General features: G+C 63.5%; 6 protein-coding genes. 2 read left to right on the top strand and 4 right to left on the bottom strand.

Features of this window, described 5'->3' with window-relative positions; translation table 11 throughout:
* Positions 1–194 precede the first annotated feature (194 nt).
* Together putA and QEN71_RS29235 are read left to right on the top strand one after the other, a co-directional pair.
* Positions 195–4,136 (top strand): trifunctional transcriptional regulator/proline dehydrogenase/L-glutamate gamma-semialdehyde dehydrogenase, encoded by a 3,942-nt coding sequence (gene putA, locus QEN71_RS29240; protein ID WP_201648840.1) that lies wholly within the window; start codon positions 195–197, stop codon positions 4,134–4,136.
* A gap of 88 nt (positions 4,137–4,224) precedes the next feature.
* Positions 4,225–5,373: a branched-chain amino acid ABC transporter substrate-binding protein gene (locus QEN71_RS29235; RefSeq protein ID WP_201648841.1), complete on the top strand. Its 1,149-nt coding sequence runs from the start codon at positions 4,225–4,227 to the stop codon at positions 5,371–5,373.
* A 774-nt stretch (positions 5,374–6,147) separates the two neighbouring features.
* Here the strand turns inward: QEN71_RS29235 and QEN71_RS29230 are convergent.
* From QEN71_RS29230 to gcvP, 4 genes are all read right to left on the bottom strand, one after another.
* Positions 6,148–7,848, bottom strand: coding sequence for a thiamine pyrophosphate-binding protein (locus tag QEN71_RS29230; protein ID WP_201648842.1), 1,701 nt, complete (start codon positions 7,846–7,848; stop codon positions 6,148–6,150).
* 74 nt (positions 7,849–7,922) lie between these two features.
* Positions 7,923–9,311: an L-serine ammonia-lyase gene (locus QEN71_RS29225; RefSeq protein WP_201648843.1), complete on the bottom strand. Its 1,389-nt coding sequence runs from the start codon at positions 9,309–9,311 to the stop codon at positions 7,923–7,925.
* A gap of 121 nt (positions 9,312–9,432) precedes the next feature.
* Positions 9,433–10,569, bottom strand: coding sequence for an alginate lyase family protein (locus tag QEN71_RS29220; protein ID WP_201648844.1), 1,137 nt, complete (start codon positions 10,567–10,569; stop codon positions 9,433–9,435).
* A gap of 136 nt (positions 10,570–10,705) precedes the next feature.
* Positions 10,706–13,636, bottom strand: a complete 2,931-nt coding sequence (gene gcvP, locus QEN71_RS29215; protein ID WP_201648845.1) for an aminomethyl-transferring glycine dehydrogenase — start codon at positions 13,634–13,636, stop codon at positions 10,706–10,708.
* Positions 13,637–13,683 lie beyond the last annotated feature (47 nt).

Genomic DNA, 13,683 nt, shown 5'->3' with positions numbered 1-13,683 from the left:
GATCCAGGGAAAACACCGAGCGCAACCGCGTGCATCCGGAAGGTGCACATTTTCCGCAAACGCTTGTGCGACAAGGCTTTCAGAAGGGTGCAACCATTTCTTGCGGCTGGTTGCACCTTTTTATTGGGAGGGGTACGATTCGGCCAACTTTTTAGTCTTTGGCCGGCGTCCGCCCGGCGCATAAAGAAGGAACCATGGCGAGCACCACCCTTGGCGTCAAAGTCGACGACCTGCTGCGTACCCGGCTGAAAGATGCCGCCACGCGCCTCGAACGCACTCCCCACTGGCTGATCAAGCAGGCGATCTTCGCGTACCTCGAAAAGATCGAGCACGGCCAGCTTCCCGCCGAACTCTCCGGTCATCACGGTGCAACCGAACTGGCCGACGGTGCCGCCGATTCGGACGATACCGACGGCCTGCATCCGTTCCTCGAATTCGCGCAGAGCGTGCAGCCGCAGTCGGTGCTGCGCGCAGCGATCACGGCGGCGTATCGTCGGCCCGAGCCCGAGTGCGTGCCGTTCCTGCTCGGCCAGGCGCGTCTGCCCGCCAACATCGCGAACGACGTGCAGGCGATGGCGAGCAAGCTCGTCGAAGCGCTGCGTTCGAAGAGCACGGGTGGCGGCGTGGAAGGTCTGATCCACGAGTTTTCGCTGTCGAGCCAGGAAGGCGTCGCGCTGATGTGTCTCGCGGAAGCGCTGCTGCGCATTCCCGACCGCGCGACCCGCGACGCGCTGATCCGCGACAAGATCAGCAAGGGCGACTGGCGTTCGCACGTCGGCCATGCGCCGTCGCTGTTCGTGAACGCGGCGACGTGGGGCCTGATGATCACCGGCAAGCTGGTGACGACGAATAGCGAAACGGGTCTGTCGTCGGCGCTGACGCGCATGATCGGCAAGGGCGGCGAGCCGCTGATCCGCAAGGGCGTCGACATGGCGATGCGCCTGATGGGCGAACAGTTCGTCACGGGCGAAACGATTTCCGAAGCGCTGGCGAACAGCCGCAAGTTCGAGGCACGCGGTTTCCGCTACTCGTACGACATGCTCGGCGAAGCCGCGACGACGGAAGCCGACGCACAGCGCTACTACGCGTCGTACGAACAGGCGATCCACGCGATCGGCAAGGCAGCCGGCGGCCGTGGCATCTACGAAGGTCCGGGCATTTCGATCAAGCTGTCGGCGCTGCATCCGCGCTATTCGCGCTCGCAGCAGGAACGCACGATGAGCGAGTTGCTGCCGCGCGTGCGTGCGCTCGCAATCCTCGCGCGCCGCTACGACATCGGCCTGAACATCGACGCGGAAGAAGCGGACCGTCTGGAAATTTCGCTCGATCTGCTCGAAGCGCTGTGCTTTGATCCCGAACTGCAAGGCTGGAACGGCATCGGCTTCGTCGTGCAGGCGTATCAGAAGCGCTGCCCGTTCGTGATCGACTACATCGTCGATCTGGCGCGCCGCAGTCGTCACCGCATCATGGTCCGTCTCGTGAAGGGCGCGTACTGGGATACGGAAATCAAGCGTGCACAGGTGGATGGTCTTGAAGGTTATCCGGTGTACACGCGCAAGATCTACACGGACGTGTCGTACGTCGCATGCGCGAAGAAGCTGCTGGGCGCGCCTGATGCCGTCTATCCGCAGTTCGCGACGCACAACGCGCATACGCTTTCCGCGATCTATCACCTCGCGGGCGGCAACTACTATCCCGGCCAGTATGAGTTCCAGTGCCTGCACGGCATGGGCGAACCGCTGTACGAAGAAGTCACGGGCCGCGACAAGCTGAACCGTCCGTGTCGCGTGTATGCGCCCGTCGGCACGCATGAAACGCTGCTCGCGTATCTCGTGCGTCGTCTGCTGGAGAACGGCGCGAACACGTCGTTCGTCAACCGCATCGCCGATGAAACGGTACCTGTGAAGGACCTCGTCGCCGATCCCGTCGACGAAGCCTCGAAGATCGTACCGCTCGGCGCGCCGCACGCGAAGATTCCGCTGCCGCGCAGTCTGTACGGCGCGGAGCGCACCAATTCGATGGGCCTCGATCTGTCGAACGAGCATCGTCTTGCGTCGCTGTCGTCGGCGCTGCTGGCGAGCGCGAATCATCCGTGGCGCGCGGCGCCGATGCTCGAAGACAACGAGATCGCCGTCGGCAATGCGCGCGATGTGCGCAATCCGTCGGATCATCGCGATCTCGTCGGCACGGTCGTCGAAGCGACGCCCGAACATGTGAGCGCCGCGCTCGCGCATGCCGTGGCCGCCGCGCCGATCTGGCAGGCGACGCCTGTCGAAGCGCGCGCCGATTGCCTCGCGCGTGCCGCCGATCTGCTCGAAGCGCAGATGCATACGCTGATGGGTCTCGTCGTGCGCGAAGCGGGCAAGTCGCTGCCGAACGCCGTCGCTGAAATCCGCGAAGCGATCGACTTCCTGCGTTACTACTCGACGCAGATCCGCGAAGAGTTCTCGAACGATACGCATCGTCCGCTCGGTCCTGTCGTATGCATCAGCCCGTGGAACTTCCCGCTGGCGATCTTCATGGGTCAGGTTGCCGCCGCGCTCGCCGCTGGCAACACGGTGCTCGCGAAGCCCGCCGAGCAGACGCCGCTGATCGCCGCGCAAGCCGTGCGCATTCTGCGCGAAGCGGGCGTGCCCGCAGGCGCGGTGCAACTGCTGCCGGGTGATGGCGAAACGGTCGGCGCAGCATTGGTCGCCGACGCGCGCACGCGTGCCGTGATGTTCACCGGCTCGACGGAAGTCGCGCGTCTGATCAACAAGACGCTGTCGAACCGTCTCGATCCCGAAGGCAAGCCGATTCCGCTGATCGCCGAAACGGGCGGCCAGAACGCGATGATCGTCGATTCGTCGGCGCTCGCCGAACAGGTCGTTGCCGACGTGCTGCAGTCGTCGTTCGATTCGGCAGGTCAACGTTGTTCCGCGCTGCGCGTTCTTTGTCTTCAGGACGACGTCGCGGATCGCACGCTCGAAATGCTGACGGGCGCGATGAAGGAACTGGCGGTGGGTAACCCGGATCGTCTGTCGATCGACGTCGGTCCTGTGATCGACGCGGAAGCGAAGCGCGGCATCGACGCGCATATCGCATCGATGCGCGAGAAGGGCCGCAAGGTTACGCAGATGCCGACGCCAGACGGCTGCAACGCCGGTACGTTCGTGCCGCCGACGCTGATCGAACTCGACAGCATCGACGAACTGAAGCGTGAAGTGTTTGGTCCGGTGCTGCATGTCGTGCGTTATCGCCGCAGCGCGCTCGACAAGCTGCTCGAACAGATTCGCGCGACGGGTTACGGGCTGACGCTCGGCATCCATACGCGTATCGACGAAACGATCGCGCATGTGATCGGCCGCGCGCACGTGGGCAACATCTACGTGAACCGCAACGTGATCGGCGCAGTGGTTGGCGTGCAGCCGTTCGGTGGCGAAGGGCTGTCGGGCACGGGTCCGAAGGCGGGCGGCGCGCTGTATCTGCAGCGTCTGCTCGCGACGCGTCCGGCCGGTTTGCCGAAGTCGCTCGCGCAGACGCTGATGGTGGAAGGCTCGCAAGGCGCGGCCCAAAACGGCATTGCGACAAGCGATAATCCTGCCGCTGCGTTGACGACGCTGCGCGACTGGCTGATCGCGGAACGCGAGCCGGTGCTGGCTGCACGTTGCGACGGTTATCTGTCGCACATTCCGGCGGGCGCGACGGCTGTGCTGACGGGTCCGACGGGCGAGCGCAACACGTACACGCTCGGCGCGCGCGGCACGGTGCTGTGCGTCGCGTCGACGGCGAGCGGTGCGCGCGTGCAGTTCGCGGCGGCGCTGGCGACGGGCAACAAGGCGCTGTTCGAAGGCGCGGCGGGCGAGCAGCTGTATGCTGCGCTGCCGGCATCGCTCAAGCCGTATGCGAGCGTGAAGAAGAATGCTGAAGCATCGTTCGATGCCGCGCTCTTCGAAGGCGACAGCGACGAGCTGCTGACGCTCGTGAAGGACATCGCGAAACGCGCGGGTCCGATCGTGTCGGTGCAGGGCGTTGCGGCGCGCGCGCTCGAAAGCGGCGACGAGGATTACGCGCTCGAACGTCTGTTGACGGAACGTTCGGTGAGCGTGAATACGGCAGCAGCAGGCGGTAATGCGAATTTGATGACGATCGGCTGAGCGAACCTCGCTCGATCGATTCAAAAAAATGGCGCGAGACGGCGACCCCGATCACCGCGCCGTCCACACCTGGTACCAAGGAGAAGATATGCAACACACGATGAAAAAGCTGGCAGGCGCGACGCTGTTCGCTGCCATGTCGCTGGCGGGGACTGCGCATGCACAGCAGGTCGAGGACGTGAAGATCGGCTTCGCCGGCCCGATGACGGGCGCGCAAGCGCACTACGGCAAGGACTTCCAGAACGGCATTACGCTCGCAGTCGAAGACATGAACGCGACGAAGCCGACGATCGGCGGCAAGCAGGTTCGCTTCGTGCTGGACGTGGCCGACGACCAGGCTGACCCGCGCACGGGCACGACGGTCGCGCAGAAGCTGGTCGACGACAACATCAAGGGCATGCTCGGCCACTTTAACTCGGGCACGACGATCCCGGCATCGCGCATCTACGCGAACGCGGGCATTCCGCAGATCGCGATGGCGACGGCACCGGAATACACGCAGCAAGGCTTCAAGACGACGTTCCGCATGATGACCTCGGACACGCAGCAAGGCTCCGTCGCGGGCACGTTTGCTGTGAAGACGCTGGGCATGAAGAAGATCGCGATCGTCGACGACCGCACGGCATACGGCCAGGGTCTCGCCGACCAGTTCGAGAAGGCAGCGAAGGCTGCGGGCGGCACGATCGTCGACCGTGAATTCACGAACGACAAGGCTGTCGACTTCAAGGCGATTCTGACGAAGCTGAAGTCGGTGCAGCCGGATCTGGTTTACTACGGCGGCGCCGATTCGCAGGCTGCACCGATGGTCAAGCAGATGAAGACGCTGGGCATCAAGGCACCGCTGATGGGCGGCGAAATGGTCCACACGCCGACGTTCCTGCAAGTTGCAGGCGACGCGGCTAATGGCACGGTGGCTTCGCTGGCTGGCCTGCCGCTGGAAGAAATGCCGGGCGGCAAGGACTATGTTGCCAAGTACAAGAAGCGTTTTGGTGAAGACGTGCAGACGTACTCGCCGTACGCGTACGACGGCGCGATGGCGATGTTCGACGCAATGAAGAAGGCGAACTCGACGGATCCGGCGAAGTATCTGCCGCTGTTGGCCAAGACGAACATGGCTGCTGTTACGACCAAGGATCTGGCCTATGACAACAAGGGCGATCTGAAGAACGGTGGTATCACGCTGTATAAGGTTGTCGACGGTAAGTGGACGACGTTGCAGAGCGTGGGTGGGAAGTAAGGGTTTTTTGCTCGCGGCGCGCGTTTGGGTTTTTGGTTTGCGAGCGCTGCTGAGTCTTTGGGTTGTATTCGGCCTCGTGGAGTTTTTTGCTCTGCGAGGCTTTTTTTATGTGGTCCGCTTTGTTGTTGTGCTGGCATCCGCGAATTCGTATCGGTGCTTCAATCGTTGCCCCTGTGCGGGGCGGCACCTACTTTTCTTTGCAGCGGCAAAGAAAAGTAGGCAAAAGAAAGCCGCTCTTGAACCTCCGGTGCCTGCCAGAATAACGCTACGGCACAGGTTCTTTGAGCTGTCGCGCAGCGACGTCCGCACTCCGTAGAAAGCCCGCAGTCAACCGCGCACGGCGCGAAAACCCCACACACAGTCTGGAGCACATACCGCCGCAATTGGGCCGACGGCAAACGCACAAAAATCAAGTCGACCGGATGTGCCCCAACTGGATGTCATCTTTCGCGCCGCGCGCGCCTCATTACGTGCTTTCTACGGAGTGCTTGCGTTGTTGCGCGACGGCTCAAAGAACGTGTGCCGTAGTGTTGTCCTGGTCGGCACCGGAGGTTTGAAGCCGCTTTCTTTGGTTACTTTCTTTGCGGCGGCAAAGAAAGTAACTGCCGCCCCGCACAGGGGCAACGCATGAAGCACCGCTACGAACCCGCGGATGCCAGCACCCCCCAAAGCGGCCCAAACAAAAAAGCCTCGCAGAGCAAAAACCCCACGAGGCCCGACAACCCCATCAGCAGCGCTCAGCCAAAAATCCAAAAAGCGCCTCAGGCAAAAAAACTACTCGCCGCGCAATTTCCGCCCCTGCTCCCGAACCTGTTCAAGCGTAGCCCCTGGCGTGCTCGCGTCCTGAATCATACGAACCTCGATCACAGCAGGCAGCTTCGACTCCTGAGCGCGCCTGAACGCAGGCATAAAGTCCTCCGTCCGCTCGACGGTCTCCCCATACGCGCCGAACGACTTCGCGAACGCGGCAAAGTCGGGATTGGTGAGCCCCGTTCCATGCACGCGATTCGGATAATGCCGCTCCTGATGCATACGAATCGTGCCGTAGTGACTGTTATTCACGACGACAAAAATCACCGACAAGCCATACTGCATCGCCGTCGCGATTTCCGACGAAGCCATCATGAAGCACCCATCACCCGCAAACGCGACCACGGTCCGATCCGGATACAGAGACTTCGCCGCAATCGCGGCAGGCACGCCATAACCCATCGCACCACTCGTCGGCGCAACCTGCGAACGGAAATGCCGATAAGCAAAGTGCCGATGCAACCACGTTGCGTAATTGCCCGCGCCGTTCGTGAGAATCGCGTCTTTCGGCAGATGCTCGCGCAATTGCAGCATGATCTCGCCGAGTTGCACGTCGCCCGGCACCTTGCGCGGCTTGCGCCACTCGAGGTACGCGTCGTGCGCTTCCTTTGCGCTGCCCGACCATGCAGGTTGTGCCGAAGGCTTCAGCGCTGCCAGCATCGACGCGATCTCCGGCATGCCCGAGACGATCGGCAAGTCGGCGGCATAGACGCGGCCGAGTTCGTCCGCGCCCTGATGCACGTGGATCAGCGTCTGTTTCGTCTTCGGGATGTCGAGCAGCGTGTAGCCGCCCGTCGTCGCTTCACCGAGTCGCGGTCCGAGTGCGAGCAGCACGTCCGCATCCTGAATGCGTTTGGCCAGCGCCGGATTGATGCCGAGGCCGACATCGCCCGCATAGTTCGGATGCTCGTTGTCGAGCGTGTCCTGGAAGCGGAACGCGAGGCCAATCGGCAACTGCCAGTTCTCGATGAACCTGCGCAGGTCTTCGCACGCTTCCGGCGTCCAGCCGCTGCCGCCCGCGATCACCATCGGTTTCTTCGCGCCTTCGAGCAGACCGCGCAAACGCTCGATCTGCTGCGGCGCAGGCGCTGCCGCCACGCGTTGATAAGCGGGCGCGCCCGGCATCGCGGCGCATGCGTCGCTCAGCACGTCTTCCGGCAGCGACAGCACGACGGGGCCGGGACGGCCCGACGTCGCGACATGAAACGCGTGGCTCATATATTCGGGAATACGGCGCGGATCGTCGATCTGCGCGACCCACTTCGCCATCTGTCCGAACATGCGCCGATAGTCGATTTCCTGGAACGCTTCGCGGTCCAGATGCTCGCGCGCGCATTGGCCGATCAGCAGGATCATCGGCGTCGAATCCTGAAACGCGGTGTGCACGCCAATCGATGCGTGCGTCGCGCCCGGTCCGCGCGTGACGATCGCGATGCCCGGCCGGCCTGTCAGCTTGCCGACGGCTTCCGCCATGTTGGCCGCGGCCGCTTCGTGGCGGCACACGACTGTCTGAATCTGCGAAGTCTCGTCGTGCAACGAATCGAGGATCGCCAGAAAACTCTCGCCAGGCACACAAAACACGCGCTCGACGCCATGCGTCAGCAGCGCGTCGACCATGAGCCGCGCGCCCGTGGTCATATTTGAAGCATCGGAAGACAGCGACATTGCGAACACACCTCCAGTCAGAAGAGCTTCGACAGCTTACGCCGAGACCCTTGCCGATGTCATTCGCAAAAGCGTCAACATTCGATGATGTTCACCGCCAGCCCGCCGCGCGACGTTTCCTTGTACTTGGTCTTCATGTCGGCGCCCGTTTCGCGCATCGTCTTGATGACGGAATCGAGCGACACGTAATGGCTGCCGTCGCCGCGCAGCGCCATGCGCGCCGCGTTCACCGCCTTCACCGAAGCCATTGCGTTGCGCTCGATGCACGGAATCTGCACCATGCCGCCGACGGGATCGCACGTGAGGCCGAGGTTGTGTTCCATGCCGATTTCGGCGGCATTTTCGACCTGCAGCGGCGTGCCGCCCATCACGGCCGCGAGCGCGCCCGCCGCCATCGAACACGCGACGCCCACTTCGCCCTGACAGCCCACTTCCGCTCCGGAAATTGACGCGTTCAGCTTGTACAGAATGCCGATCGCGGCGGCCGTCATCAGGAAGTCGAGCACGCCTTGCTGGGTCGCGTGCGGCATGAAGCGCGTGTAGTAATGCAGCACGGCGGGAATGATGCCCGCGGCGCCGTTGGTCGGCGCGGTGACGACGCGGCCGCCCGCCGCGTTTTCTTCGTTGACGGCGATCGCGTACAGATTGATCCAGTCGACCATCGACAAAGGATCCTGCAACGCGCGCTCCGGATTACCCGTCAGCCCGCGATACAGCTGCGGCGCGCGGCGCTTCACCTGGAACGGGCCGGGCAGATTGCCGTCGGCATCGGGATTGTTGATCCCGCAGCCGCGCGCGACACACGATTGCATCACGTCCCAGATCTTCAGCAGGCCGGCGCGCGTCTCTTCGTCGGTATGCCATGCGCGCTCGTTTTCCCACATCAGCTGCGCGATGCTCTTGCCCGTGTTCTTGCACATCTCCATCAGTTCGGCGCCCGTGCGGAACGGATGCGGCAACTGTTCGACGGCTGCGAGCACCTTCGTATTCGGTGCGCCCGCCGTCACGACAAAACCGCCGCCCACCGACAGATACGTCGCTTCACGCAGCGTCTCGCCGTTGGCATCGAAAGCGCGCAGTTTGAGGCCGTTCGGATGCTCGGGCAGCGCCTGCCGGTAGAACGAAATGTGTTCCTTCTGCACGAACGGAATGACGTGCGTGCCGAGCAGCGCCAGCGTGCGCGAGGTGCGCACCTGGTCGAGGCGAGCCGCGATCGTTTCAGGATCGACGGTATCGGGCGCGTCGCCAAGCAGGCCGAGCATCACGCCGCGATCGGTGCCGTGGCCTTTGCCCGTCGCACCCAGCGATCCATACAGATCGACTTTCACCGATGCCGTGTTCCCGAGCAGCCCATCGCGCTCGAGCCCTTGCGCGAACATCAGCGCTGCACGCATGGGACCGACCGTGTGAGAACTCGACGGACCGATGCCGATTTTGAAGAGATCGAATACGCTGACTGCCATCACTGCTCCTGCAAGCTTGAATTTCGTCGATGCTGCACTGCGTGGGTAACGCGGCAGCGGAGTGCGCCGGGTAAGGCGCGGCACAACATGAGCGCCAGAGCGCTCGATGCACAGCGCGTGATCAACGCGCCGGCAAAGGCAGACACACGGCGAGCCACGCGGGCGGCGTCGGTGCCAGTTTCAGCGCGACGGGCGTGTAGCGGCCGTCGAGCCGCGCGGCGAGGTGATACAACTCGGCCGCATTCTTCGGATCCCACTGTCCACTATAGCCAGGCAAACCGGCTTCGCGACGTTTCGCATCGAACGGTACGCTCGAACGCACGAATTCGTCGTGAGTCTTCTCGCCCGTTGCGTACGGCGTGAGCCAGTTCAGCGCGGCGGCGAGCGTTGCACCGCCCGGCGCGCGCTCGTTGAGCCAGTTGCGGTTGTGGCGGCGCGCTGCGAGCGCGGCTGTCACGAGCGGCTGGAGATCGTAGGTCACATAATGCAGCGCATCGCGTTCGCTGAAATCGACGGTCGTGCCGTCGGGCGCGATGTTGTCGTTGACGTGCTCGATGTAGAGACGTTGCGCCGCTTCGATCATCTTGCGGTTGTCGAGCGTGAACGCCGCCATCGCAATCAGCTTCACACGATGACTTTGCCAGTTGTTCCGGAACGTGCCCGAAAGCGGCCGCTTCTGCGCGTCGATTTGCGCGATGTAGCCGTTCGCGAGTTTCGTCAGAAACGCCATCGTCGCGTTGCGGGTCTTCACGGGCAGCGCGCTCGCCGTCATGTCGTAGGCGAGGATCAGCCCTTCGAACGGCGTTTCATCGATCGGATTGAACGACGGCTCGTAAGTCGTGACCCACGCATACAGCAGCCGGTCGACGAGCTTCAGGTAACGATCGTCGCTGGTCGCGCGCCAGGCGAGCGCGGCGTCGCGCAACAGGTCGAGATCTTTCTCGGCTTCCTTGCTCTGATCGTAAATGCCTTCGTGCGGCAGCGTGCCTTCCGTATGCAAGCGACGCACCGCATGCGCCGGCTCGCTCAATTGCGCCTGCACATTGCTCACCAGTGCCTTGACGCCCGGATCGGCGTTGGTGCGTTCGCTGGTTTGCAGTGCGGGCGCGGCGCAGAGATTCATCGCTGCATGGGCGGATTGCGCGCAGAACGTGACGGCCGCCATCAACAGCGCGGCCAGCGGGAAAGCGGGAGAGGGGTGTTGCGGCGCACGCGTACGGTGTGTCGGGGGTTGCATCATTCGCACCTGTCGCACCATGCGAAACTCCTTCGTTGGGCTGATTCGGTGTGAGATGGTAACGGTTTGACGCGCGGAGCAACAGGACTGCGGGCAGAACCGTGCACCGCTCTCTGAAAGAGCGGCGCGCGGTTCACACTACTTCAACACATCTGTCTTATTCGTAATCGGCGACAGGCACGCACGAGCAGAACAGATTGCGGTCGCCATAGGCGTTGTCCGCACGGCCGACAGGCGGCCAGTACTTCTTCGCGACCAGCGTCGGCAGCGGATACGCCGCCGTTTCGCGCGCATAGCCATGCTTCCAATCGTTCGCGACGACGACAGCCGCCGTGTGCGGCGCGTGCTTCAGCGGATTGTCTTCGCGATCGCTGCGGCCTTCCTCGACTTCACGGATTTCGTTGCGAATCGCGATCATCGCTTCGATGAAACGATCCAGCTCTTCCTTCGATTCCGATTCCGTCGGCTCGACCATCAGCGTGCCCGGCACCGGGAAGCTCATTGTCGGCGCGTGGAAGCCGTAGTCCATCAGGCGCTTCGCGACGTCGTCGACGGAGATGCCGCTCGTTTCCTTGATGGGACGCAGATCGAGAATGCACTCATGCGCGACGAGTCCACCGGGGCCCGAGTACAGCACCGGGTAATGCGGCGCGAGCTTGTTCGCGACGTAGTTCGCGTTGAGGATCGCGGTTTCCGTCGCGGCCGTCAGGTTCTTCGCGCCCATCATCGCGATGTACATCCACGAGATCGGCAGGATCGACGCCGAGCCGTACGGCGCAGCGGAAACGGCACCGATGCCGTTCGCATCGCGCTCGTAGCCCGTCGACGTCTGATTCGGCAGAAACTTCGCCAGATGCGCGCCGACCGCGACAGGGCCGACGCCCGGTCCGCCGCCGCCGTGCGGAATGCAGAACGTCTTGTGCAGGTTCAGGTGCGAAACGTCGCCGCCGAACTGGCCGGGCGCCGCGAGACCGACCATCGCGTTCATGTTCGCGCCGTCCACATAAACCTGGCCGCCGTGCGCGTGCACGATTTCGCAGACTTCGCGTACGTTCTGCTCGAACACGCCGTGCGTCGACGGATACGTGATCATGATCGCCGCGAGCTTGTCCGAATGCTGTTCGGCCTTCTTCTTCAGGTCTTCGACATCGATGTTGCCTTGCGCATCGCACGCGACGACGACGACCTGCATGCCCGCCATCTGCGCCGACGCCGGGTTCGTGCCGTGCGCCGAAGCGGGAATCAGGCAGACATTGCGATGACCTTCGCCGCGCGACTCGTGATACGCGTGGATGATCAAGAGCCCCGCGTATTCGCCTTGCGAGCCGGCATTGGGTTGCAGCGACACAGCGGCGTAACCGGTTGCGGCGACCAGCATCTGTTCGAGCTGATCGATCATTTCGCGGTAGCCGACGGTTTGCTCGGCGGGCGCGAACGGGTGAATCTGACCGAACTCGGGCCACGTGACGGGCAGCATTTCCGACGTCGCATTCAGCTTCATCGTGCACGAGCCGAGCGGGATCATCGAGCGGTCGAGCGCGAGGTCCTTGTCCGACAGGCTGCGCAGATAGCGCAGCATTTCCGTTTCCGAATGGTGACGGTTGAACACGTGATGCGTCAGATGCGCGCTTTCGCGTTCGAGCGTCGCCGGGAACGTGTTCGACTGACCGAGCTTCGCATCGAGTTCGTCGATTTGCGGCACGGCTTCGACGAACGCGGCTTGCGCGAACGCGGCGAGCAGATCGGCGAGATCGGCGCGCGTGGTGGTTTCGTCGATCGAAATGCCGACGCGCGTGTCGCTCACGCGGCGCAGGTTGATGCGGCGCGCCGTTGCGGCGTCATGCAGCGCTTGCGTGCGCGGACCCGTTTCGAACGTGAGCGTGTCGAAGAAATGCTCGTTGACGAGCGTGTAGCCGAGTTGCTTCGCGCCTTCTGCGAGCAGCGCAGCGATGCGGTTCACGCGCTGCGCGATCATCTTGAGACCGCGCGGACCGTGATAGACGGCGTACATGCTGGCCATGATCGCGAGCAGCGCCTGCGCCGTACACACGTTCGACGTCGCCTTTTCGCGGCGGATGTGCTGTTCGCGCGTTTGCAGCGCGAGACGCAGCGCGGGGTTGCCTTGCGCGTCGACGGTCACGCCGACGAGACGACCCGGCATCTGGCGCTTGAACTCGTCGCGCACGGCGAGATACGCAGCGTGCGGGCCGCCGAAGCCGACGGGCACGCCGAAGCGCTGCGAGTTGCCGACTGCAACGTCCGCGCCCCATTCGCCCGGCGGCGTGAGGACGGTCAGCGCGAGCAGATCGGCGGCGGCGACCACGTGGCCGCCCGCTGCGTGGATCGCGTCAGCGAGCGCGCGGTAGTCGCGCACGTCGCCGTTCACGCCGGGGTATTGCAGCAACACGCCGAATGCATTCGACGTCGCCGCTTCCGCAGCCGGACCGACCTTTACTTCGATGCCGACAGGCGTCGCGCGCGTCTTCACGACTTCGATGGTTTGCGGCAGCACGTCGTCTGCCACATAGAAAATGTTCGACTTCGGCTTGCCGACGCGTTGCAGCAGCGTCATCGCTTCGGCGGCGGCCGTCGCTTCGTCGAGCAGCGAAGCGTTCGAGATCGCGAGACCCGTCAGGTCGACGATCATCTGCTGATAGTTCAGCAGCGCTTCGAGACGGCCTTGCGAGATTTCCGGCTGATACGGCGTGTATGCCGTGTACCAAGCCGGATTTTCGAGCACGTTGCGCAGGATGACGGTGGGCGTGTGCGCGTTGTAATAGCCCTGACCGATGTACGAGCGGAACACCTGGTTCTTGTCCGCGAGTTCGCGCAGCGCGGCGAGCGCTTCGGCTTCGCTCTTCGGCTGGCCGAAGGGGCCGAGCGGCAGCGCGTCCTGGCGGCGGATCGACTTCGGAATCACCGCGTCCATCAACGCGGCGCGCGATGCGAAGCCGAGGGCTTCGAGCATCGACTGCTGATCGGCGCCATCCGGGCCGATATGCCGTTCAGCGAAGGCGTCATGCACTTCGAGCGCGGCGAGCGAGAGGGGAGTGCGGTTCATCAGACGATCCGGGTGTTCGAGCTTCATGGAGTGTTCCTGCCGGCGCGGCGTTCTTCAGTCGTGAACGCCGCGCG

It is taken from the genome of Paraburkholderia sabiae (assembly GCF_030412785.1).
In the GTDB taxonomy this organism is placed as follows: domain Bacteria; phylum Pseudomonadota; class Gammaproteobacteria; order Burkholderiales; family Burkholderiaceae; genus Paraburkholderia; species Paraburkholderia sabiae.
The sequence above is the reverse complement of the archived record's forward strand: the minus strand, read 5'-3'. Positions and strand labels throughout refer to the sequence as shown.